Genomic DNA, 21891 nt, shown 5'->3' on the forward strand with positions numbered 1-21891 from the left:
TTTATTGTTAATTTATACCCAATACGATGGTAAATACAAAATCGCTACAGCTGATAAAAATTAGTTTGTTGGCGACGTTAGGCTCGGGCAAATAAAAAAGCCGGCATTTGAGCAGGCCGGCTGTTATTATATTTTCTAACTTTTAGCTCTTGAATCTTGGTTCTTGTCAATTGCCTGTTTTTGCCAAATCATATTGCAGCACCAGGTTATTTGCAGTGCCGCCATAAGCCACCATTCTAAATATGTTGCCGTCGAAGGCATAGGCATACAAACCATTTAAATGGGTTTTAGTAACAGGCGCCGAGGCCGAATAGGTTTTGTCGGCAAACTGGACAGTGCCATTTGAATAAAACACAAAGTTGCCTTTGCTGCCGGCATGTACGGTTGTGGTGTCACCAGTAACAGCATAGGTACTTGTAGAAACCGGCGAGATATAAACCGTGATGTTCGCTTTTACGGTGTCGGAAGTATTGTCGTTATGAATATGTATAAGCCTGAACTGCCCGGAATAATTGCCATCGGGTATGGTGGGAGTGGGATTCGAGCTTTTCTTTGCGCCGCAACTCATTGCAATAATGGCCACTAATGGCAGCAACAGGTAAGTAAACTTAAATTTCATATCGAGGCTTATTTTAATACGGTTACGTTAACTTTTTATCAACGCTACAATTATCGGCTTATTTTATATTTTTTTTGCCTCATCCCAAAAAATATCCATTTCGGCAAGGCTCATATCCTTCAGCTGCCTGCCGTTTTCGGCCGCTTTTGCCTCAAGATATTGAAAGCGTTTGATGAATTTACGATTAGTTTTCTCCAATGCATTTTCGGGGTTAATATTTATAAACCGGGCATAATTTATTAGTGAAAACAACAGATCGCCAAACTCACCTTCAGCCCGCTCGTGGTCAATAGTGCTTTCGTCTTCGGCGTTAAATTCGTTTTTAAATTCCTGCATTTCTTCTTCTACCTTGGCCCATACCTGTTTTTTCTCCTCCCAGTCGAACCCTACGCCGCGGGCTTTTTCCTGTATACGTGATGCCTTCACCAGTGCAGGTAATGATGCGGGTACCCCACCCAATACCGACTTGTTGCCTTCTTTAAGTTTTATCTGTTCCCAGTTGCGTTTTACATCGTTTTCGTCCTGTACTTCTACATCGCTGTAAATATGGGGGTGGCGGTTTACCAGTTTGTCGCATATGCCGTTTAGCACATCAGTAATATTAAACTCGTTGGTTTCGGATGCAATGCGGGCGTAAAAAACCAGGTGCAGCATAATATCGCCCAGTTCCTTTTTTATCTCGGGCATATCGGCGCTCAATATGGCGTCTGATAGTTCGTAGGTTTCTTCAATAGTTAAATGGCGCAGACTTTCAAGCGTTTGTTTTTTATCCCACGGGCAGTTAAGGCGCAAATCATCCATTATGGTCAGCAGCCGGGTGAAGGCAGTTTCGGGTGTAGATGCAGTAGATGGGGGCGTTAGTGGCATGTTGTATTTGATTAACACGAATTACACGAATTATTTCGAATTACACGAATTATTTTAAACAACCCTAATTGCACAAATTATTTAGAATTACACGAATTTGGCAAAAGACGGGGGCAGAAATTGTTAAAACCTGAAAACTAACCACAAAAGATTATTTTTATCAAATCTTAAAAAATGGACACTGTGATAACCCACATAAACGTTTAGTATCTATGATCCTTGCCTTCGATAGTTACTATTTTGATGGAAAAGCCAAAACAGTTTGTCTTGAATTTGAGGGTTGGGCCGATATCGATAATTTTAATGTTTATACCGAGGTACTGGAACATGTTGCTGAATATGTACCGGGAGAATTTTACAAACGTGAATTGCCATGTATTTTAAGCCTGCTCGGTAAAATTAATACCGAAAACGTGTCGGCAATAATTGTTGATGGCTACGTATTCCTGGATGACGACGGAAAATTGGGACTTGGCGGACATTTATACGAAGCGATAACGCACAGGTGGCCAGTCATCGGCGTGGCTAAATCAAATTTTGCCACAGTAGACAAGCTGAAAATGCCTGTATACAGGGGTGATAGCAGCAATCCATTGTTTATTTCCTCAATCGGGATGGACGCTGAAATTGCCGCCGCTCATATCAAAAGCATGAGTGGTAAATTCAGAATGCCAACGCTATTAAAAAAGCTCGACCAGTTGACAAAGCAGGTATGATGCTGGCGAAGACTGTTGTGCTATTTACTTAAATTGATGCGTGTAAAGCTTACAAAAAGTAAATATCTTTATTTGTTTTTTAATGATAAAAGTCATGCCCGACTATACCCAAATGCTTTACGATATCGAGGTGCATTCTGTAGCCGGTATCCGCAATTATTTTGCCCAGGGCGGCAGCCCGAACGAGGTACACAATGGTGTTCCGCTTTTTACCACCATGGTCGAAATGTATTTCCGTTCGCCCCGGTTTAAAGATTGCGTACGGGTATTTATCGATGCCGGGCTGCAATTTGATGATCTGGCCTTGCTCGCCGTTTTTACTGATGATGCCGCCAAATTAGCAACATTGATTGGCAACGACCCGGTCATCTTATCCAAAACATATTCGTTATTCAATAATACCTTTACACCATTAACCGGTGGTACCCTGCTGCATTTTTGTGCTGAGTATAACAGCGTTGCCTGTGCAAAAGTATTGGTGCAAAATGGCGCCGATATAAATGCCAAAGCAGCACTTGACGAATATGGCTTTGGCGGCCATACTCCAATTTTTCATACTGTAAATCAGAACTTGAACAACTCCGCGGATATGCTCCTCTTCCTGCTTGAGCATGCTGCTGATTTAAGCATCACCGTAAAAGGCCTGGTATGGGGCAAAGGTTATGAATGGGAAACATTTATCCCGGCCGTAAATCCTATCAGCTACGCCATGATGGGCTCGCTGCCCCAAATGCACCGGAAAGAAGAAACAGTAGCTAAAGTAGTGTCGCTTTTAATTAAACATGCGTATGGGATTGATTATAATCCGGCGAATGTGCCGAACGCATATTTGGTGAGTGGGTAATTTTATTTGGTTGGTCTGGGAGGAGGGAATTTTATTATTTCTTTTTTAGGGGTAGGCGCATCGTTGCCCCATTTTATAATGCGGCTTATGTTTTTGATAGTACCGCTAAACAAGTCCATGTGCCCTTCATCCTCCTCAAAAGTTCCTTCAAGCATCACATAGCTTTTAATATGTTGCCTGATTTCCGGTCTGCGTATACTATCGGGCGACATTTCAACCCATAAAGCGTTTTTGAAAAGTCCGTTTTCATAGTCCTCTTTATGCAAATAAATGCCGTTTCCCTCAAATTCTAAATTCAAATAGCCAAATGTTCTAACCTTGTGTCCCCGGTATTTTTCAGGAGCAACAATTAAGTTCAGTAGCGAAACCTCGTGTATTTCTGAAGTATCAACAATTGGAGTAACTAATTTTTTACCCTTATGGTTGCAGGCTACGACTGCTATACAAATGATTGTTAATAATGTCAAGCAGCTGTTTTTCATAAGGCAGATTAAGTAAACTAATTTACACAACTCATCGCTATTCTCCAAAAAACACTAGGGGTAATCAGTGTAATCATCCTCAATTGGTGTAATCCCTCAAAAACGATTAACTGCCCTTAGCATCTCCCGTTTGCCGGGTGCACCCGGCGCTTTCTCAACTTTGAACCCCAGTGCTTTTAAAGCGCGTTTCAAATTACCTGTAATAGCGTAGGTAACAAATACACCGCCCGGTTTTAAAAATCTGACGGTATGGGCTATGGCCGCATCTTCCCACATTTCCGGCTGTTTTCCAACAGCAAAAGCATCAAAATAAATAATATCGTATTGTTGGGTTGATTGAAAATCATTAAGCGTACAGTGGGCAATTTGCAGCTTGCAGTTAGGGTTTATTAAAATTTCGCCGGCTAATGCTTGCGGATATAGTTCAATAAATTGTTGCCATACTTCGGGCGATATGTACTGATTATAACCAGTCTGGCCAATCATTTCATCGCTAAGCGGGTAAGCTTCAATCCCGGTATAATCCAGGCTGATGTTTTTTTCGATGCAGTAATCAGCGGTCAGCAAAAAATTTAATCCAGTACCAAAACCAACTTCCAGAATTGAAACTGGCGACAAGGGATTTTCGCTTGTATCCAGGAAATATTGCAACCCCGAATTCAAAAAAACATGCCTGCTTTCCTGCAATGCCCCATGTGTTGAGTGGTAGTTTTCACCAACCTGTGGATTATAAATGGTGTTTGAACCATCAGCAGTAGGCACTATTTTTAGTTCATGGTTCATGGCTGATAGTTCATGGTGAAAAAAGCTTTAGATCAATTGAAACGGCTGGGGCTATAAACTATGAACCATCAACTATGAGCCGAAGCTTCTATCCCCATCACCGCTTCGCCTAAATCATATACGGGTACATTGGTCACCTGGCCGCCAATAATGCTCACCGCTGCTGCCGAACGGTATCCTGCGGCACAATGTACCACTATAGGTTTATCTGTCGGTATTTCACTTATCCGTTCACGTAACTCGGGCAACGGAATGGTTATGGCGCTTTTAAATATCAAACCTTCGCTGGTTTCGTTGTTGTTACGTACATCAATTATAGTAAAATCTTCAGTGTGGTGCACAAAGTCGTTTAAATCCAAATCGGGTACTATTTCAAAACCGTTTACAGGTTCTAATAGTGCCGCCTTAATATTTTTCTCGTAGCCTATTTTAGCAGCTTTCGCTATCATTTTATCCAGCTCTGCGTCATCGGCACCAATCAGATAAAACTGCTCATCCGGGCCGATTATCGAGCCAAGCCAGGTTTCAAACTTCTCGCCATCCTGCAGGTTTATGGAGCCTTTTACATGTCCGTTTCTAAAGTCGATTTTGGGGCGGGTATCAACAACCAAAATATCTTGTTCCAATTCCGCATCGTTAGCCACTTTCTGAACAGCGTCGACGCCTGCTTTAAACCCGGGAGCGCCCTTTTTGTTCAGCATTACGTCCCCACCAAAGTATTTTGGTACAAAAGGCTGATCGGTGGTAAGTATCTTAACAAACTGCAGTTCGTCCATCAGTTGCAGCGCATAGTTTTCGCGTAATTCGCGGCCAATGGTGCTTTGCAAATTAGGGCTCATGTTTTTCCCGCATAATGAGCCGGGGCCATGCGCAGGGTACACTATTACGCTGTGCGGCAGCTTCATCAGCTTATCGCGGGTGGAGTGGTACATCTGCCGGGCCAATTCTTCTTTTTTTGCGGTTATATTACCCACATTCTCGCGCAAATCAGGGCGACCAACATCGCCTACAAACAGGGTATCTCCAGTAAACAGTGCGGTTTCCTTTCCGTCCTCATCCTCAATCAAAATACAAATTGAATCGGGGGAGTGGCCGGGTGTATTTATAGCCTGAAGTTTAATGTCATTTAGCTGTATTACATCGCCGTCATCAAATGTCTCATGCGGATATTCCGCGCCGGTGAGTTTGCTGGTGTAAATTACAGCGCCGGTAGTTTCGTGAATCTCAAGGTGCGAGCTCACAAAATCGGCATGAGGGTGGGTTTCAATAACGCCCACAATGTCGGCGCTGTGCTGTGACGCAAAATCATAATAAGGCTGCGGATCGCGCGCAGGGTCAACCACAATCATTTTGCCGGTCCTGATCAAGGCATAGGAGCCATGCGCAAGCCCCTTATCGTAAAACTGCTGGATTATCATTTGGCTGCAAATATAATGTTATTTCGGATTTCGGAATTTCCATTTCGGATTTGTGGTAGTATGATGACGGTAGGTTAATTATTTTGAAATTTGTCTAAATCATAATTAACATGGTTAATGGATTTCATACGTGCAATGGGGTTCGGATTAGTAAATCAACGCAGTCATCTAAAATCAACGGTTCAAATTTCCTCCCTTTTCACCAGCAAAAACTCATCTCCATCTAGTGGCAAATACCCATACTCATAACAAAAATGATAGGTTTTGCCATTTTGAGTATGGTAGCTGCGCGTATGGTATTCAAAATCAAACCCTTTTGATAATAATTTTTTCCGGGTGGTTTTTGTTTTGCCGCCGGGGTTAAGTTCCTGTAATATCCGCCGGTTTCGCTTCAGAATATTATTGACGTTGCGCACCAAATTATAGCTACTGCTGTTAAGCTGGTTATTGTAATTATTGCGGCACAGGTCGTTACAGAACTTTTTGTCGGCCCGGCCCTGCAGAGGAGTGCCGCAGTCGAGGCATAGTTTTTCTTCGTTCATTGGCTTAAAGATACAAATAATATTATCCGTTTGCAAACGGTTGCAAATGGATATTGTCGACTATAAACGGTTATTAACCGGCTAAAAATTTTAGTAACCCCAACCTTTGTGGTGTCAATTAAAAACAAATTAAAATTTAAAAACATGAATTCATTAAGAAACAGCGTACGCCTGGTGGGTCACTTGGGTACCGACCCTGAAGTAAAAACATTTGACACCAGCAAGCAACTTGCAAAATTTCCGCTCGCAACAAACGAAACTTATAAAAACGACAAAGGCGAACGAATTACAGAAACCCAGTGGCACAACCTGGTTGCCTGGGGCAGCCAGGCAAAATTTATTGGCGATTACCTTAAAAAAGGTGACGAAGTTGCCATAGAAGGGAAGCTTACTAACCGAAGCTGGGTTGACAAAGACGGCAACAAACGCTATATGACAGAGATAATAATAAACGATTTTATAAAGCTTAAAGGATAACCTGAAAAACATAACAATATGAAAAAGTATATTTTGATTGTCCTGATGGCTTCATGTACGTTTGCTGCCCGGGCACAGAAACTCGACAAACTGAGAATTGATAAAATTACAGGCGACACTACGCTGCTAACCAAAGAGCAGGTTTTGGCAAACCCGTTCACCATTCCCGGTCATTACCTGGCCGGGAATATTATGAAAGGGAAAGACTACTGCGTGCTCAGCTTGCATCTTAAGGATGGTATGGACATACAATATTCGGTATTAAGCGGTGATAAAGCTATCGTGAAATTTGCCGACGGTAAGCTGTTGGAACTAAAAGCAATTGGTGACACCTATTCATCCCTTATCTCTTATGCCAACCCAGCTGTTGCCGAAAGCTCTTTGGCGTTCGATTTAACAGGCACTGACATTGCAGAGTTAAAAAACCGGAAAATTGCGGTTATCAGAATTAACACCTCACTAGGTCCGTTTGACTACGACATAAAAGATGGCAAAAGCGAAATAATAAAAAAACAGCTGGAATTGATAATGAAAAGATAGAATTGAAAAGGGCTTCTCCGGGAGCCCTTTTAATTAATCTTATAAACTTAATCCCTCATTCAACTTAACCAACTTATTTCAACCCAATCAACTAATCACTATATTTGTTATGTACTTAGAAGCAAAAGAAACAGCCCGGCTTTACAAACTACTAAGCGATAAATTAGGCAGCGATACAACCGAGGCGATGTTTAAATACATTGATAGCAAAACCGAACGTTCAGTGGAAGCAACAATTAAAACATTAGCTACAAAGGAGGACATTGCCAATGTTCGTAAAGAGGCCAGTGAAAACAAAGCCGAAACTATTAAGTGGATGTTTATTTTTTGGATGGGCCAGGTCGCCGCAACATTAGCAATAATTGCCTTGTACGCTAAGAAATAGTTAACGCTAATTTCACTTTCACTCCCCTTTTAAATAAACAGTTTTCTCAACAATGGTATGAATTACTTCATCCAGTTCCTTTGCGGTGGCATCGATATGGTTGATAATTTCTTTGTTCATCGGGTTATCCAATGTATTCCGGTCGAATAAATTTACCAGTCCAAGTATGGTTGCTACCGGCCGCCGTATTTCATGCGAACTGATTGAAGCAATTTCCTGCAGTCGCCTGGTCTGGTCCTTTACATGGTCCTGGTTTCGTTTATTTTCAATTAAAACCCTAAGAATATTGGTGGTACGCTCAATCATGCGAAGTTCTTCGCCCTTTGGCTCGCGTTTTTGGTTGTAATAAACGGCAAATGTGGCCAGCACTTTGGCACTGTTTGAGCTGATAACGGGGGTTGACCAACAAGCCCTCAACTGGTGAGGTAGCGCAAACTGTTTGTAATCGGTCCAAAGCGGGTCAGTCTCAATATCGCTTACAATTACCTGGCTGCGGTGGTAAGCAGCAGTACCGCACGAACCGGCTCTCGGCCCAATCGCCGACCCATCAATGGCCATACAGTATTCAGCAGGCAGACTTGGAGCGGCAAGATGGTAAACTTTTCCCTGCGCCTCGTCAATTTCCAGAACAGAGCAGATCATGTCAGGATATATTTCTTCAATTCCTTTGAGTAATTGCGTAACAGTTTGCGAGAGTGTATACGATGACGAGGCATTTAACTCAAGCACATTTTTTTCGAGGGCCAAAATCAGTCGTTGCGTTTTTATAGCTGTAATATCTCTTATAAAGACGGCTATTTCGCCTTTATAAGGATAAATATTTACCCTTAACCACCTCTTCAATTGTTCATTAAAATATTGCAACTGACTTGACATACTGCCGTTAAATGCGGTCTCAAATTCGGCAAGTACCGTATCGGTTAACCCAAGGTTGTTTATCTGCTTAAAATTTAAGTCAACCAGTTGTTCAGCTTTTAAATTTGTAATAGCCTGGAAAGCAGGGTTGAACGATATTACCCGCCATTTGCTATCGATAATAAAAAAACCTTCGTTGAAGCTTTGAATAATATGCTGAGTATTGCCTGCAACGTCATCATCGCCTGCACTTATAAAATTAGTGGTTAAATTTACGCCGGTAGCGTAAATGAGGTTATCATCTGCATTAAGAAAAATCGACCATCTAATATTGTAATATCGCCCGTTTTTTGCTTTAATACGGCTTTCGTGCCCGGTAATATTATTCTCAACTGATAGGTTTCGTAGTAAATCGTCCTGTCTCTTTAGGTCGGCAGGATGAAAAAAATCACTCGCTTTGCTGTTTTTTAACTCGTCTTCGGTATAACCCAGGATCCGTCTGAAAGCCACATTTGCTCGTATAAAAGCGCCGTCCCTGTTCAGCAGGCAGAAAAAATCGGTTGATTGCTCAAAAAGAAATATGAGATTTGAACCCATTTCCTATAAGGATAAGGTAAGCATGTATGGTAAAATTAACGATTTTTTACGGAAAATACGAAATAATACAGTGAATAGTGAGTTAGTAATATTTAATATTTACCACCTCCGGGTGATAAGCCATAAAATATCAGGTTTATCCATCGTTACCAATGACCAATGACGGCGCAGTGAAATGACCAATCAAAAACTACGGAGTCGTCACCGCCACCGGCAATACTTTCCCATTAAAAAAGCGGTGCGCCGTAACGGCAAAATCAGCAATGTATTTACCCATTTCGAACGCCATAACAGGTGATTGGTAGCCCGGGAAGGCCTGCTCCAGCATTTCAGTTTGTGCCGAGCCCAATGCAAGGCAGTTAACCTTAATTTCCTGTTCGGTCAATTCCAGCGCCAGGCACTCGGTAAGGGAATGCAGCGCTGCCTTACTTGCAGAGTAAGCAGCCATGCCGGGGAACTTAGCGCTGCCCTGGAAACCGCCCATGCTGCCAATATTAACTATATGAGCGCCTTTGGGCATAAGGCCAAGCAGCCCTTGTATTATACGCACATGACCTATGAAATTGCTTTGCAACATCTCAACAAAATCGGTCTCCAGCAGTTTCGCAAATGGTTTATTAATAAGTACGCCGGCATTGTTGATCAATACATCAACGCGGTTATCAAAATTAGCGCTGATGAATTGCCGCAGCCCGGCATAGTCGTCGTGCACAATATCAAAAGCCAGTGCAAATATCTCGGCATCGGGGTTTAGGCCGTGGGCAATCTCGAGCAAGCGTTCCAGCTTATCCTGCGAGCGGGATAAGGCTATTACTTTATGTTTGCCCGATAATATCAGCTCAAGTACGGCTTCGAAGCCTACGCCGCTGCTGGCGCCTGTTACAATAACGTTCATAGAATGTAGCCTCTAAACCCCCATCGCTTGCCGCCTTAGCTTTAGCGGGTGGCGAAAAGGAGTAATTAAAGTTTTATATGTGATACCGCAAATATATTGTAAAGCATTAGTTTGGTAAGTAAAATATTTTTAAATAAATCTGTATTTTTGTTTTATGAGCATACAAGTTGTAACAAACGAAAAGGGAAAGAAGACCGCTGTGCTAGTTCCAATTGCCGATTGGGAAGAAATACAAAAGCGTTTAAATACCGAACAATTTTTTGATGAATTCGCCTCATCGATGCAGGCAATTAAAAATGAATTAGACGGTGGAGTTAAATTAAAAAAAGCGAGAAACCTAACTCATGGACATTGAGGTTAGCTATACGCCTGATTTCGAAAGGCAATTGAAAAGATTGGCTAATAAGTACCCTTCAATTTACAAAGATCTTGATTCTGTAATCGACAACCTTGAAGTGAACCCACAATCGGGTGAATCATTAGGTAAAAATTTATACAAAGTGCGAATGCCCATTTCGAGTAAATCGAAAGGCAAAAGCGGCGGGGCCAGAGTGATTTCCTATGTTTTGCTTAAAAATAATTCCATATATCTGGCTGCGATTTATGACAAGTCTGAGCAATCAACTATTGATACCCAACGTTTGCTTAAAGTTTTAAGAAATTTAGGTCTGTAAATATCCTCACACCACCAACTTTTGCTCAACAGGATGTTTGATCAGATAAAATCCGTCATTTATCAGTTTTTTAAATTCAGGTTGCATATTCGCTTTGTTTTCTAAAAAAGCCCTTATTTCATCGGCAAGTTTTAGTTCCACGCCTTCGTGGTCAAGTATTTCTAATATCTCTAATGCGCATAGCCAGTCGTCCTGATGGTGTTTTTGCAGCATCATCCATACGTTGCCCAAAAAACCGAAGTCGCCGCCGGTTTGCCTGCGATTGCGTACTTGCTGGTAAAGTTTGTGCAGTTCTTTTGTATTTTGATCGTAAGCGATGTGGTGGGTAGCTGTATTTGATTTATACGCAATTTCTAAAAACGCCGCTTTATCAGCGGCACCGCAAAAAACAGAGACAATTTTATCGCCAACGGCCATATCATAAACCCCCCATTCGGGCTTAAATAGTTCTTCACCATCTTTATCCGTAACTGTGCAGTTCTCAAACGTAATAAGCTGCGTTTTTCCGTTCGAGGCGTGTATTTTCATTACATAGCCGGTAACGGTAATGCCGCTTTCAAAGTTTAGTTCGGTGGTTTTACCTTTTTCAATGCCGAAATAATTAAGTTCTTCAACACTTAAATCTTCCAGTGGAAGGGCATGGCCTTTTAGTTTACCCACCGGCGAGCTGAAACCATCTTTATGATAATCCTTACCATGGCCCTTCAACTGTTTATTGTCGACTGCCAACGCCGATGGCCCGGTAGTTTTTATAAATACAGGTAACCCTTTATGTTGCGTAAAACCATTAAATGTCCCTGAGACCTGCAGGCCTGAACTGTAAACTGCGGTGCATGTGTTTTCACTGTCCACAGCCTTTTGCAGCCCGTATGTTCCGCCCCTGCGAAACGACATGGTGTTGGCAAAGGTTTCCAGTACATCAATCAGGTTTTGAAACGTCGGGGTAACAAACAACTGCGGTTGCGTTGTGGTAATATCATAGCTGTAATTCACCGCAGCAATAGTATATGGTATCTTTTTGATACCACAATCCATGCAGCTTGAACTCTCGCCGATTGATGACAGCAACCCGGCGCCATAAATTTTAGGATTTTCAAGCGTACCTATAAGCCCGTACTCTACCGTCCACCAATGCAGGCGGCTTAATAACGCCATTTCAGAAGGTTCGCCCATGTTTTCCTGGCGATAGGCCAGCAATTCTTCGGCCTTTTTTATTTCGGCCGCATCGGCATCGGGCATTTCTTTTAATATCGATAAAGCCCTTATGGCTTCGTACAATTCAAAGTCCTGCGCCGAAAACATAGCTTTTGCACCTATCGACCCAAAGTAACTAAGGTATTCATGATAGTCTTTATCCGCAATGATAGGCGCGTGTCCCGCAGATTCATGGATGATATCGGGAGCTGGTGTATACTCAATATGGTTTAACTGGCGTATATCGGCGGCAATAACTAAAACCCGGTAGGCCTGGTATTCCATAAATGCCGCAGGAGGTATAAATCCATCAACAGTAACAGCACCCCAGCCAATTTTACCCAACGCATCGTTCATCTCCTGCAGACTTGGTATTTTTTCTATCGTTAATCCGGCTTTTTCAAGGCCCGGGATGTAAGGGTAATAGGCAACATCTTTAAGGTAGCTGTAGTTTTGCCGCATTACGTAACGCCAAACCGCGTGGTCGATAGGGGTGTAGTGCTCGTAGTGCTGGTCAACAATAAATTGCTTTAAATGTGCAGGTAAAGCAGCCACCTGCGGGTTATTGAAATTATTAAAACCGGCCATTATTTGGTATATTTTAGAAAACCCAAAATTAGGAAATTAGTTTAACCGGCAAATTTAATTTGGTGTAGATAAATAATAAAATTACAGAATTATTGAGATGTTCTTGGCTGTGTTTAAAGTCTATTTATTCTATAGAGTAGACGAATGTGCAAATTAAATTCTGCTTAGTGTGGATTATACAATATCGTTTTCTAAGTTGTTTTTTGCTGGTAAACCCGCTTGTAAACGGCTGGGTTTAATCATATAATAAAGACCAGAAAGAGCAACAAAAACCGAGATTAGATAAAACGATGTCGCTATCAGCACGCCGATATCTGCATTTATCGGGAAAACCTTAGAAAGTGCGGTAAAAAAAGCCTCGCGGGCGCCTGCGCCACCTGCTGTAGGGATCAGAATAGCAAAGCCTGACAGTAAAAACGACAACAGGTAGGGCGGAAACGTGCCCTTGAAACTTGCCTGGTAAAAGTCGGGCTGGCTTAATATTATACAAAGTACTGTCGCTAGTTGCAGTAATTGCAGCACCAGCGCCTTTGCATGGGCCTGGAAAAAATAGCGGGTGTAATCCTTGAAAAATTTATGTATAACAAAATAATAGATTAATGATCCGCCTGCAAATATTCCCGCTGCCATCCAGGTGTATGCAGCAAGCTGGGGTATAAAAAATGAAAGGGTAACGGCCAATAATCCAATTATCCAAAGTCCGCTCAGCCTGTCGAACATCACCGCCCAAAAAAGCCTTTTAACCGGTACCTTGTAAGTTTTGTTGATGAGGTACATTTTGTAGCCGTCGCCGCCAATGCCGCCCGGCAGTAATATGTTATAAAACATGCCCAAAAAGTACAGCCGTAAATTGTATTTAGGGTTAAGATTTAACCCTATCGATCTAAAAAAGCTTAATAACCGCCATGCAGACACTATCATGGAAAGAAGGAAGCAAATAATGGCAATGACGTACATCCACCAATATTGAGGGTGTAACAGCCTGTATTTTACCGCGTTAAAATCGACTTTAGTAAAAACCCAAATAAGTAATACAGTGGTAATGCCAATTTTTAATAATAGCTTGGCAATGTTCCATATTTTTTGCTTGAATGTTTTGGGCTTTAACTCTTCGGTAGCTTCTTCTGCCGCGTCTTCAATGTTTTTCATGCAGCACAAAGATAAGTAAAACGCATTAAGGCCAGAGTTTCGGGCATGTTATTTCGGAACAAGTTTAGGCGCGATCCTGGTAAGTACACCGGGCAAAAACCTGCTTAACCATAGTCCAACCCGTTCGCCGCTTAACTTGCCGATAAAAGCTTCAAAGGCTCCTCTTTTAATCGCTTTCATAATTTGCCTGGCCGCACGATCGGGTGGCAGGCCATTTTCTATATTTTCAGACGGTGCACCTAAACCATAAGGTTTGTTGGTAACGGCATATAACGAGATGTTGGTGCGGATGTAGCCCGGCGTAAGTATGGTTACTTTGATATTATTGGCCGCTACTTCGGCCCGCAGGCAATCAAAAAAACCGTGCAGGGCGTGTTTGGCAGCAGCATAGGCCGACCGCATAGGCGTCCCTATCTTACCCATAACACTACTGGTAACTACAAAATGCCCGGTTTTCCGCTCCAAAAAATGGGGTAGAAGGGCCTTGGTTAGCACAACATAACTAAAGTAATCCAGTTCCATCAGCTTACGATGCACTTGGATATCGGTATCAATAACCAATGAGCGTTGCGTAACGCCGCCGTTATGTATCATAATGTCTATCACCCCGAAGCGCTTAATTGCCTCTTGTACGGCAGCATCTAACGAGTTTGTGTCGGAAAGATCTAACGGAAGCACTTGAACTGATTCTGGGGCGCTGCACGCTTGCTTCACCCGCTCTAATTCATCTACTCTCCTGCTCGACAATATCAATTTTGCGCCACAGGCCGACATGGCATAAGCAAGCGCTTCGCCAATTCCTGACGAAGCGCCTGTAATCCATACAACTTTATTGTTAAAGTGATTGTTCAAAAATACTGTTGTCCGTTATGCTTTCTTATCGTTTTTCTCCAGCAGTTCCAATATCCTGTCAAGCTTATCAACCTCAATCGAATTCAGCTTTTTAAGTAGTTCCTCTATTTCTATTTTAGCCTCGCAATTGGTCCTGTAATCTGCGTCGGCCTGGGCCCGGTCGCGTTCGCTTTGGCGGTTTTGTGCCATCATGATGATCGGGGCTGCATAGGCTGCCTGGGTCGAGAAAACCAGATTAAGCAAAATAAAAGGGTAAACATCCCATTTATAGGCAAAGCCTACAATGTTTAGCACCATCCAGGCCAGTACAATGAGGGTTTGGATAATAATGAATCGCCACGAGCCCATGCCGTTTGCAACCGAGTCGGCCAGGCGCTGGCCAAATTCTAATGAGTCCTGGTGCATCTGGTGCCAGGTTTTGTTGTGTTCCATAAGGGGTTTAAATTAAATTTCTTTTTTGATAAATATATGGAATGGAGAGCCAAGAACCAAGAGACAAGAATCAAGAAAAAATAGAACTGCCGGAAAATTACCAATTGGAGCAGCTTCTATTTCAGGTTACTGACTTTCTTCTTCTCTCTTGGCTCTTAATTCTTGGCTCTTGGTTCTGAAAAAAACGTATTTCATTTTTTTGATAAACTTTTATAGTTTAGGTTTGGGGATATTTAACCGCTGCAAAGAAACCTAAGCGTTGCCTTTATAGCCCACTTTTGTTGTTTTTAAAAAGATAATTACGGCCCGGTATGCAAGAAGACATGATCCTGGAAACCATATCGGTTACCAAAAACTATTTTGGCGATAAATCTTCAGGAGTTAATAACGTAACCATATTCATCCCCAAAGGAAAAGTTACTGCTATTGTAGGAGAAAGCGGCAGTGGCAAAACCACTTTGTTGAATTTATTATATGGTTTGTTGCAGCCCGACAGCGGCGAGGTTTTTTTTAAGGAAGAACGTATTTTAAAACGCGAAGAAAAGCTGCAGCCCGCCCACGAGGCCATGCGCCTTGTTACCCAAAATAACCAGGACATGGATCTGGAAGCCAGCGTTTGGGAAAGCGTGCGCTCGGGCTTGCGGATCGGCGAAATTGGGCTTGATACCGAGGAAAAGAAAATAACCGACTCGCTGAACATGCTTGATATTTTGCCGCTAAAAGACCAGCCATTCGGCAAGCTTAGCGGCGGCGAAAAACAGCGCGTAACCATTGCCAAAGCCCTGATAAGCAAGCCCGAAGTTATTTTGCTGGATGAGCCATTTAACCAGGTTGACGCCACTTACCGTGAAGGCCTGCAGCACGACATCCGCTACATTGTAAAGGAGTGGGGGGTAACCGTTGTACTCGTAAGTCATGACCCTGCCGAAATACTCTCGATGGCTGATGAACTGATAGTTTTGAAGGAGGGTGAAATTGTTGAAAACGGCAGCCCCGAGGAACTTTATAATACGCCTAAGTTACTGTACACTGCCCAGATACTGGCCAGCAGCAGTCAGCTTACATCCGACGAGGCCAAAAGCTGCGGTATAAAAAGTAAACGCGGCACGGTAGTGGTTTATGCCGAGCATGTTAAAATTGTCAAAGGTTTCGGTGCTAAATGGACGGTTAAACAAATACTTTTTAAAGGATTTTTTGAAGAGCTGATAATTGAACGCGGAGGGGTAATACTGAGGGCAAATAACTACAGCAAAGGTAAATATGATATTGGTAGCAAAATAAGCGTTAACATTGAGGACTATTTTGAATTTGGTAAATGGGAAACGCCTGCAAGATCGTTGCCGAAGGATATTTAGCTTTTGTGTGAGTAAGCTGATTAGGTGAGTGCTTAAGCGTTCCATTTTTCACAGCGGAACACCCGGAACGCTATGGAACGTGTTGTTTATCAATTGTTTGGTATTTTTTAAAAAATGACTTTTAATCTTCTGAACGTCTATGGTCACAAGATCAATAACAGCAGATAACCAACAAAGCCAGCTTCGTATCCCTATTTAGCAATCCGCAACCGCAGCTTCTTTCGGACTTTTGGACTTTCGGACTTCATTCTTTTCTTTCCTATATTTCGCGAGGTTGATCAGCAAAACACTGCCTAATATTACAAACAGCCCCACCAATTGTATCAATGATACATGCTCGTGTATAAATACCACGCCCAATATCACCGCTATTACCGGGTTAACATAGGCGTAAGTGCTCACTTGTGTTGCGGGCCTTACCTGCAGCAGCCAAACGTACGCGCTGTATCCAGCTATCGAACCAAAGAAAACTAAATAAGTAACCGCCAGCCAGCTGCTGGTGTGTATACTATCGAGGTTTAAATTATTAAACTCGCCATGTAAAGTGCTAACCGGTACATACACAAACCCGGCAGCCAACATTTGCCAGGCTGCGCTAACCGACCCGGAGCCGGATGATGGCCGATGTTTAGAGAATAACGACCCGCCCGACCATGATATCGACCCGAACAGTAACAACAGCATCCACGGTAGCTTTGATGCGCCGCCACCCGAAAACATAACGCCAAGCTGTTCGCTGAACAACAGTATTACCCCAACAAAACCTATAATTAATCCAATTATAGTTGCATTGTTTTTTAGATTGATGCCCCAGTTTGGCTTATCAAGCAATACAAACCAGATAGGCGCCGACGATACCATTATGGCCACCATGGCGCTTGGCAGGGTTTGCTCGGCCCAAATTACTATACCGTTGCCAATAAACAACAGCAGGATACCGGTTATGGCTGCATTGATGATATCACGTTTTACAAAAATCTTTTCACCCTTTGCCACACACCAGCCCATCATTAAAGCCCCGGCAATAATAAAGCGGATGGCACCCAGCATAAACGGTGGCAGGCCACCCTGCTCAGCAATCCTGATAAAAAAGTAGGTGGAGCCCCATACAACGTAAACTATTGCAAAGGCTATAATTACCAATAGGGGAGAAGCTGATTTTTGTGAGGTTGAAGGCATGATTTATTTATTTTTCGGGTATTACCAATTGTTGTTGTTCTTTAACCGTCTCCAGCACTATGGTGGTGCGCGTACTTAAAAGATTGGGTATTTTGCTGAACTCGTTGCGCATCAGGTGCATCAGCGAGGCAGAATCATAAGTGCGTACTTTTACCAGGTAACAATCGTCGCCGGCTATGTGGTGCACTTCCTGTACTTCGGGTATTTTGGCCAGTTGTTTGGCCGTATCGTTGCAACCGGGACCGTCGGCAGCTTTCATAAAAATAAAGGCTAGCATTTTTTGCTGCAGCGCTTCGGGGTTTATGCGCGCGGTGTATTGGCGGATAACATTTTTCTGTTCCAGTTTTTTAACGCGCTCTAGTATGCCCGATGGCGCCATGCCCAGTTCGCGCGCCAGGTCGGCGTTGCTGATGCGGGCATTGTCCTGCATTAACCGTAAAATATGCAGGTCTGTTTTATCCAGTATGATCTCTGTTTCGCTAATTATACTGTAATATTACAGTTATTTTGAATTTAATTCATAATAGTATTTTAAAAAATGAATTTAATTCGACAAAAGTGACTATTGTGTGTTTGAACTTCTTTTTGCTACTTGTCCGTCGCATTCTTGGCATTGTGGCCGTGGGGATTCGGGGGATTCATTTCGGCTGTAAACCTGTGAGAGGATTATAGCATAGTTTTGTGTTTCTGTTCACAGTGGAACATAAGGAACAGGGTGGAACAGTAAATTGGCCCAATGGTTCACTAAAAAGCCTGTTCCTACATCAGAAACGCGGTTTTTTATAATTTGCCATGTCAAAAAACGTAAAAAGTACTGACAAATTAGTGTCAGCATTTCAAGCGAAGAGACTTAGCTTATTTGGCGCGGGCATATTCGGCGATACGAACAATAGCTTATTTCGGACTTCCTTATATCTTAATCACCTTATCCCTCTTCTCTGCAGGCTTATGCTCCTCCGGTTTCGGAATATGCTTCACAATAAACACCAGTGCTCCTGCCAATACTTTCAGCGCTTTAAAAGAAAAATGCACGAATGGCTTTATAACCCGCCAGGTGTCGTGCAGGGTGTCCATTGTAGTAACCGGTTTTTCTTTGGGTTGATTGCCTATCCGCTTTGAGTTTTGATTTGCCATAGTACTTTTGTGTAGATTGATATAGGTAATCCTAAACCGTGCCAAGATGATCATTGGTCATTGTGTCATTAGTCATTGGTGGATGATTTAGATTAATTAAATCGCTAATTTGCATCAGTAAATCGCCCCATCCTATGCAATCATTCAAAATCGGTGAGATCAACCTGAAATCGGTGAACTCCAAAAAAATAAAGTTTGTATTGTCATTGCTGCTGATGGTTACGCCTGTCTGCGTAGCATTCGCCCAAAACGTAACTCCCGTTGTTAAAACCAACCATGGGTATGTAAAAGGCCTTAACGAGAATGGCATAGCGGTATTCAAAGGTGTACCGTATGCTGCACCACCCGAAGGAGCACTACGCCTTATGCCCCCTGCCGCACATGCCGATTGGAATGACACCCTTGCCACGCAGCAGTTTGGCGCAATAGCCACGCAGCCTGGCAATAAAAATGTACAGGGTAGCGAAGATTGTTTATCATTAAATATCTACACACCCAAAACGGATAATAAAAAACGCGCTGTATTGGTGTGGGTACACGGTGGCAGCATGACAGCCGGCGCCGGTAAAGGCGAAGACGGCCATGCCTTTGCCGATAAAGACGATATTGTTACCATAACCATTAATTACAGGCTTGGCGCCCTCGGTTTTTTATACTTGGGCGATTTGGATAAGCGCTACGCACAATCGGGTAATTGCGGGTTGCTGGATTGTATTGCGGCGCTGACCTGGATAAAACACAATATTACAGCCTTTGGCGGCGACCCAAACCGGGTTACCCTTATGGGCGAATCCGCAGGGGCGAAGCTGCTTAGTGCGGTGATGGTGGCACCCAAATCGAAAGGGCTTTTTCAGCAATACATCGCAGAAAGCGGCTCGGTTCAATGTGTAAGGGATATTAATACTGCAAAAAATGAGCGTTTGAAAATCTTACATCAATTGGGTTTGGGCAAAAATGACGGCCTTAAATTGCTTACCCTGCCTGCCGATTCTATAATAAAGGCACAGAGTATAGTCTGCGCCGGTATTGGCGGCAATTCATTCTTCGGGCCGGTTTATGATGGGGTGACGATTACCACTGATGGCCATAAGTATGCCGGCAGTACGGCCATGCCGCGTATTAAGGGAATCATCGGCACAAACAAATATGAAGCTGCCGCATTTATAAATGGTAACGAAAAATTAAAGAATCCCGATACCGCAATTTTAAAGTCGCTTTTTGGCGATAACTATAAGCTGGTATACAAAAATTACCAGCACGAATCAAAATTTGCCCGTCCTTATGATGCAGCCGTTACCGTGCTAACGCAGTATATGTACCAGATGCACAGCTATCGTTTTGCCCATTGGCTTGCGCTAAACGGCCGGCCGGTATGGATGTACCGTTTTGACTATGATAACGGCCAGAAATATGGCGCTATGCATGGCGAAGAATTGCAATATGTGTGGAACGACCCTAAACTACGGCAGGCAGCAAAAGAAAGGCAGCAACTGGCCGCAAACATACACGCTGCCTGGGTAGCCTTCATCAAAACCGGCGACCCCAACACACCGTTATTACCCGCCTGGCCAAACTATAATGCGACCACCTACCACGTAATGGTATTTGACAAATTGCCGAAGGTGGTTGACTTAAGCTATGTTTATGATGACCGGGATTTTCCGTCGCAGGTTTTTTTGTTGAAGTAGGAATTATGTAACAAATTATCAAAACTTTGTCATTGCGAGCGAGGAACGAGCGCGGCAACCGCAAACTTTACAGGGCGGACTAGCTCAGTTCGCGATTACTTGGTTCCTCGCAATGACAAAATGGACTAAGCTTTCTTCAAAGTTATAACCGTAATCTCCGGCCATATCCCTAACCTGCCCGAAAAAGCTAAAAAGCCGAATCCCCGGTTTACATACAAATAGCGGTTTTTTTCGTTGGCCAGGCCTGCCCAGTCAAGGTAACGGAACTGTACGGGGCTCCATCTTAAACCCGCCGTTTCAACCCCAAACTGCGCCCCGTGGGTGTGGCCTGCCAGTGTCAGATGCACGGTTGTTGGGTGGTATCTTACCTTCTTCTCCCAATGTGTAGGGTCGTGCGAAAGAAGTATCTTAAACGAGTCATTGTCCAGGCCCTGCAATGCTTTATCCAGGTCGCCTTTTTGGATAAAGCCAAATCCCCAGTTTTCGACGCCTATTAGGGATATTTTCTGACCATTTTTCTCTATCTCAACATTTTCGTTCAGCAATAAACTGTAACCTAAAGTTTTGTGGTGCTGTTTTAATTTATCAAGATTAGCTGCCTTTTCAGCCTCGCTGCCCCACTCAACATAATCGCCATAGTCATGATTGCCTAATATTGAAAATTGCCCGTAAGGCGCCTTGATTTCGCCAAACCTGCTAATGTAAGGTTCAATTTCCCAGGCAGCGTTATTTACCAAATCGCCAGTGAAAACAAACAGGTCGCTTTTTTGTGCTTTGGCCAAATCGATTCCGCGTTGTACTGCTGCCGTGTTGTCAAAACTGCCTGAATGGATATCGGATAGCTGTGTAATGGTAAAGCCGTCAAAAGCATCGGGCAAATCGGTAAAATAAATTGTTTGGCGGTGTACCCTGTAATCATATTTGCCTTTAAACATGCCATATAATAAGCCTGTAAACGGAAATGCCGCTACAAGCACTGCGGCTTCGCTTATAAACTTGCGGCGCGAGGAAAAAAAAGGTTTGTCGGCCTTAGGCTTACTTTTTAGACCGGTAAAATGGTTTATAATTCCGTAAAAAAAACGTCCGGTATCGCCCAAAAACAGCACCACTGCAAAAAAAACTTTGGTTATAAAAAATGTAATGAAGAAGCTAAATACCCATTCGTGAAAGGGTGTCATGCCTTTAGCAGTTCCGAAACTACCCAGGCCGGTTAAAAATAATAACGATACACCAATTGATATTACCAGGTATCCAAGAGTAATCAACCTGCGAAACCTGGCTGATCTCCAGTCTTTGGTAAGGGTTCGAAGGCCGTAAAAAACATACCAGTCAAGCAATAAGCTTATCGCAGCAATAATTAAAAATATGTCTAAAAAGTTACTCCTGTGCACAATGATTTATTAAAAGCCGCAAGATATTAAAGTTAAGGTAATTGCGGCGTAAAAGTTTTGCGCCCATGTTGAATTTGGGCCGGGGTAAATTAACTTTTGCTTTAATTTTTTAAAAAGCATATTTTGGCTTTAGTTTTTCTTTTAAACTATGGTGACTTGTTGTTGTGCGGCTGGCAAAATTTATATGAAGAATGGGTTGTTTTAAACGGCTAACTATAGCTATTTTGTTGATTTT

The 21891-nt window shown here is 42.9% G+C and carries 25 protein-coding genes; 9 read left to right on the plus strand and 16 right to left on the minus strand.

Annotated elements, in window-relative coordinates; translation table 11 throughout:
- Positions 1-166: 166 nt before the first annotated feature.
- Together NAF19_RS24915 and mazG are read right to left on the minus strand one after the other, a co-directional pair.
- Positions 167-619 (minus strand): hypothetical protein, encoded by a 453-nt coding sequence (locus NAF19_RS24915; RefSeq protein WP_252793076.1) that lies wholly within the window; start codon positions 617-619, stop codon positions 167-169.
- 63 nt (positions 620-682) lie between these two features.
- Positions 683-1486 (minus strand): nucleoside triphosphate pyrophosphohydrolase, encoded by an 804-nt coding sequence (mazG, locus tag NAF19_RS24920; RefSeq protein ID WP_252793077.1) that lies wholly within the window; start codon positions 1484-1486, stop codon positions 683-685.
- Positions 1487-1698: 212 nt separating this feature from the next.
- On the opposite strand from mazG, the gene NAF19_RS24925 reads away from it, so the two are divergent.
- Both NAF19_RS24925 and NAF19_RS24930 read left to right on the plus strand, forming a co-directional pair.
- Positions 1699-2202, plus strand: a complete 504-nt coding sequence (locus tag NAF19_RS24925; RefSeq protein WP_252793078.1) for an endonuclease V — start codon at positions 1699-1701, stop codon at positions 2200-2202.
- A 94-nt stretch (positions 2203-2296) separates the two neighbouring features.
- Positions 2297-3046 carry an ankyrin repeat domain-containing protein gene (locus NAF19_RS24930; protein ID WP_252793079.1) on the plus strand — a complete coding sequence of 250 codons (750 nt, stop codon included), beginning with the start codon at positions 2297-2299 and terminating at the stop codon, positions 3044-3046.
- A 2-nt stretch (positions 3047-3048) separates the two neighbouring features.
- Here NAF19_RS24930 and NAF19_RS24935 read toward each other — a convergent pair whose 3' ends face one another.
- From NAF19_RS24935 to NAF19_RS24950, 4 genes are all read right to left on the minus strand, one after another.
- On the minus strand, positions 3049-3528 hold the full coding sequence (locus NAF19_RS24935) for a hypothetical protein (protein WP_252793080.1): 480 nt from the start codon (positions 3526-3528) through the stop codon (positions 3049-3051).
- Positions 3529-3624: 96 nt separating this feature from the next.
- Complete coding sequence (mnmC2, locus tag NAF19_RS24940) at positions 3625-4311, minus strand: tRNA (5-methylaminomethyl-2-thiouridine)(34)-methyltransferase MnmC2 (protein ID WP_252793081.1); 687 nt, start codon at positions 4309-4311, stop codon at positions 3625-3627.
- Between the two features lie 68 nt (positions 4312-4379).
- Positions 4380-5729, minus strand: coding sequence for an MBL fold metallo-hydrolase (locus tag NAF19_RS24945; RefSeq protein ID WP_252793082.1), 1350 nt, complete (start codon positions 5727-5729; stop codon positions 4380-4382).
- A 182-nt stretch (positions 5730-5911) separates the two neighbouring features.
- The gene (locus NAF19_RS24950; RefSeq protein WP_252793083.1) at positions 5912-6271 is read right to left on the minus strand and encodes a hypothetical protein; all 360 of its coding nucleotides are present in this window, start codon (positions 6269-6271) and stop codon (positions 5912-5914) included.
- Between the two features lie 144 nt (positions 6272-6415).
- On the opposite strand from NAF19_RS24950, the gene NAF19_RS24955 reads away from it, so the two are divergent.
- The 3 genes from NAF19_RS24955 (at position 6416) to NAF19_RS24965 (ending at position 7673) form a co-directional block, all read left to right on the plus strand.
- Positions 6416-6748, plus strand: coding sequence for a single-stranded DNA-binding protein (locus tag NAF19_RS24955; RefSeq protein ID WP_252793084.1), 333 nt, complete (start codon positions 6416-6418; stop codon positions 6746-6748).
- An 18-nt stretch (positions 6749-6766) separates the two neighbouring features.
- Entirely contained in the window at positions 6767-7288 is a 522-nt protein-coding gene (locus NAF19_RS24960) for a hypothetical protein (RefSeq protein WP_252793085.1), read from the plus strand.
- Between the two features lie 109 nt (positions 7289-7397).
- On the plus strand, positions 7398-7673 hold the full coding sequence (locus NAF19_RS24965; protein ID WP_252793086.1) for a hypothetical protein: 276 nt from the start codon (positions 7398-7400) through the stop codon (positions 7671-7673).
- 18 nt (positions 7674-7691) lie between these two features.
- Here NAF19_RS24965 and NAF19_RS24970 read toward each other — a convergent pair whose 3' ends face one another.
- Positions 7692-9125 carry a PAS domain S-box protein gene (locus NAF19_RS24970; RefSeq protein ID WP_252793087.1) on the minus strand — a complete coding sequence of 478 codons (1434 nt, stop codon included), beginning with the start codon at positions 9123-9125 and terminating at the stop codon, positions 7692-7694.
- 190 nt (positions 9126-9315) lie between these two features.
- A complete protein-coding gene (locus tag NAF19_RS24975) occupies positions 9316-10020 on the minus strand; it encodes an SDR family NAD(P)-dependent oxidoreductase (protein ID WP_252793088.1) in 705 nt (234 codons plus the stop codon).
- A gap of 154 nt (positions 10021-10174) precedes the next feature.
- Between NAF19_RS24975 and NAF19_RS24980 the strand changes: the two genes are divergently transcribed.
- Together NAF19_RS24980 and NAF19_RS24985 are read left to right on the plus strand one after the other, a co-directional pair.
- Complete coding sequence (locus NAF19_RS24980) at positions 10175-10375, plus strand: type II toxin-antitoxin system prevent-host-death family antitoxin (protein ID WP_252793089.1); 201 nt, start codon at positions 10175-10177, stop codon at positions 10373-10375.
- The gene (locus NAF19_RS24985; RefSeq protein ID WP_252793090.1) at positions 10365-10694 is read left to right on the plus strand and encodes a type II toxin-antitoxin system RelE family toxin; all 330 of its coding nucleotides are present in this window, start codon (positions 10365-10367) and stop codon (positions 10692-10694) included. Before NAF19_RS24980 ends, NAF19_RS24985 begins: the two co-directional genes overlap by 11 nt.
- A gap of 6 nt (positions 10695-10700) precedes the next feature.
- Here NAF19_RS24985 and NAF19_RS24990 read toward each other — a convergent pair whose 3' ends face one another.
- The 4 genes from NAF19_RS24990 to NAF19_RS25005 form a co-directional block, all read right to left on the minus strand.
- Complete coding sequence (locus NAF19_RS24990) at positions 10701-12476, minus strand: aromatic amino acid hydroxylase (protein WP_252793091.1); 1776 nt, start codon at positions 12474-12476, stop codon at positions 10701-10703.
- A 174-nt stretch (positions 12477-12650) separates the two neighbouring features.
- Complete coding sequence (locus NAF19_RS24995) at positions 12651-13625, minus strand: lysylphosphatidylglycerol synthase transmembrane domain-containing protein (protein WP_252793092.1); 975 nt, start codon at positions 13623-13625, stop codon at positions 12651-12653.
- 48 nt (positions 13626-13673) lie between these two features.
- The gene (locus NAF19_RS25000) at positions 13674-14477 is read right to left on the minus strand and encodes an SDR family oxidoreductase (RefSeq protein ID WP_252793093.1); all 804 of its coding nucleotides are present in this window, start codon (positions 14475-14477) and stop codon (positions 13674-13676) included.
- Between the two features lie 15 nt (positions 14478-14492).
- Positions 14493-14909 (minus strand): DUF1003 domain-containing protein, encoded by a 417-nt coding sequence (locus NAF19_RS25005; protein WP_252793094.1) that lies wholly within the window; start codon positions 14907-14909, stop codon positions 14493-14495.
- Positions 14910-15220: 311 nt separating this feature from the next.
- Here NAF19_RS25005 and NAF19_RS25010 point away from each other — a divergent pair, with 311 nt between their 5' ends.
- On the plus strand, positions 15221-16264 hold the full coding sequence (locus NAF19_RS25010; RefSeq protein ID WP_252793095.1) for an ATP-binding cassette domain-containing protein: 1044 nt from the start codon (positions 15221-15223) through the stop codon (positions 16262-16264).
- Positions 16265-16459: 195 nt separating this feature from the next.
- Here the strand turns inward: NAF19_RS25010 and NAF19_RS25015 are convergent, their stop codons facing one another.
- The 3 genes from NAF19_RS25015 to NAF19_RS25025 all read right to left on the minus strand — a co-directional run bounded on the left by NAF19_RS25015 (position 16460) and on the right by NAF19_RS25025 (position 18577).
- Positions 16460-17443, minus strand: coding sequence for an EamA family transporter (locus tag NAF19_RS25015; protein ID WP_252793096.1), 984 nt, complete (start codon positions 17441-17443; stop codon positions 16460-16462).
- A gap of 7 nt (positions 17444-17450) precedes the next feature.
- Positions 17451-17930: an Lrp/AsnC family transcriptional regulator gene (locus tag NAF19_RS25020; protein WP_370362917.1), complete on the minus strand. Its 480-nt coding sequence runs from the start codon at positions 17928-17930 to the stop codon at positions 17451-17453.
- A gap of 422 nt (positions 17931-18352) precedes the next feature.
- Entirely contained in the window at positions 18353-18577 is a 225-nt protein-coding gene (locus NAF19_RS25025; RefSeq protein WP_252793098.1) for a hypothetical protein, read from the minus strand.
- A 134-nt stretch (positions 18578-18711) separates the two neighbouring features.
- Here NAF19_RS25025 and NAF19_RS25030 point away from each other — a divergent pair, with 134 nt between their 5' ends.
- Complete coding sequence (locus NAF19_RS25030; RefSeq protein ID WP_252793099.1) at positions 18712-20265, plus strand: carboxylesterase/lipase family protein; 1554 nt, start codon at positions 18712-18714, stop codon at positions 20263-20265.
- A 125-nt stretch (positions 20266-20390) separates the two neighbouring features.
- Here NAF19_RS25030 and NAF19_RS25035 read toward each other — a convergent pair whose 3' ends face one another.
- A complete protein-coding gene (locus NAF19_RS25035; protein ID WP_252793100.1) occupies positions 20391-21656 on the minus strand; it encodes a metallophosphoesterase in 1266 nt (421 codons plus the stop codon).
- Positions 21657-21891 lie beyond the last annotated feature (235 nt).

Origin of the sequence: Mucilaginibacter flavidus (assembly GCF_024055575.1) — a bacterium.
Taxonomy (GTDB): Bacteria; Bacteroidota; Bacteroidia; order Sphingobacteriales; family Sphingobacteriaceae; genus Mucilaginibacter; species Mucilaginibacter flavidus.

Bases quoted from the DNA above. Each gene is read 5' to 3' on its own strand.
- NAF19_RS24915 (WP_252793076.1), bottom strand. From the start codon at position 619: ATGAAATTTAAGTTTACTTACCTGTTGCTGCCATTAGTGGCCATTATT.
- mazG (WP_252793077.1), bottom strand. From the start codon at position 1,486: ATGCCACTAACGCCCCCATCTACTGCATCTACACCCGAAACTGCCTTC.
- NAF19_RS24925 (WP_252793078.1), top strand. From the start codon at position 1,699: ATGATCCTTGCCTTCGATAGTTACTATTTTGATGGAAAAGCCAAAACA.
- NAF19_RS24930 (WP_252793079.1), top strand. From the start codon at position 2,297: ATGCCCGACTATACCCAAATGCTTTACGATATCGAGGTGCATTCTGTA.
- NAF19_RS24935 (WP_252793080.1), bottom strand. From the start codon at position 3,528: ATGAAAAACAGCTGCTTGACATTATTAACAATCATTTGTATAGCAGTC.
- mnmC2 (WP_252793081.1), bottom strand. From the start codon at position 4,311: ATGAACCATGAACTAAAAATAGTGCCTACTGCTGATGGTTCAAACACC.
- NAF19_RS24945 (WP_252793082.1), bottom strand. From the start codon at position 5,729: ATGATAATCCAGCAGTTTTACGATAAGGGGCTTGCGCATGGCTCCTAT.
- NAF19_RS24950 (WP_252793083.1), bottom strand. From the start codon at position 6,271: ATGAACGAAGAAAAACTATGCCTCGACTGCGGCACTCCTCTGCAGGGC.
- NAF19_RS24955 (WP_252793084.1), top strand. From the start codon at position 6,416: ATGAATTCATTAAGAAACAGCGTACGCCTGGTGGGTCACTTGGGTACC.
- NAF19_RS24960 (WP_252793085.1), top strand. From the start codon at position 6,767: ATGAAAAAGTATATTTTGATTGTCCTGATGGCTTCATGTACGTTTGCT.
- NAF19_RS24965 (WP_252793086.1), top strand. From the start codon at position 7,398: ATGTACTTAGAAGCAAAAGAAACAGCCCGGCTTTACAAACTACTAAGC.
- NAF19_RS24970 (WP_252793087.1), bottom strand. From the start codon at position 9,125: ATGGGTTCAAATCTCATATTTCTTTTTGAGCAATCAACCGATTTTTTC.
- NAF19_RS24975 (WP_252793088.1), bottom strand. From the start codon at position 10,020: ATGAACGTTATTGTAACAGGCGCCAGCAGCGGCGTAGGCTTCGAAGCC.
- NAF19_RS24980 (WP_252793089.1), top strand. From the start codon at position 10,175: ATGAGCATACAAGTTGTAACAAACGAAAAGGGAAAGAAGACCGCTGTG.
- NAF19_RS24985 (WP_252793090.1), top strand. From the start codon at position 10,365: ATGGACATTGAGGTTAGCTATACGCCTGATTTCGAAAGGCAATTGAAA.
- NAF19_RS24990 (WP_252793091.1), bottom strand. From the start codon at position 12,476: ATGGCCGGTTTTAATAATTTCAATAACCCGCAGGTGGCTGCTTTACCT.
- NAF19_RS24995 (WP_252793092.1), bottom strand. From the start codon at position 13,625: ATGAAAAACATTGAAGACGCGGCAGAAGAAGCTACCGAAGAGTTAAAG.
- NAF19_RS25005 (WP_252793094.1), bottom strand. From the start codon at position 14,909: ATGGAACACAACAAAACCTGGCACCAGATGCACCAGGACTCATTAGAA.
- NAF19_RS25010 (WP_252793095.1), top strand. From the start codon at position 15,221: ATGCAAGAAGACATGATCCTGGAAACCATATCGGTTACCAAAAACTAT.
- NAF19_RS25015 (WP_252793096.1), bottom strand. From the start codon at position 17,443: ATGCCTTCAACCTCACAAAAATCAGCTTCTCCCCTATTGGTAATTATA.
- NAF19_RS25025 (WP_252793098.1), bottom strand. From the start codon at position 18,577: ATGGCAAATCAAAACTCAAAGCGGATAGGCAATCAACCCAAAGAAAAA.
- NAF19_RS25030 (WP_252793099.1), top strand. From the start codon at position 18,712: ATGCAATCATTCAAAATCGGTGAGATCAACCTGAAATCGGTGAACTCC.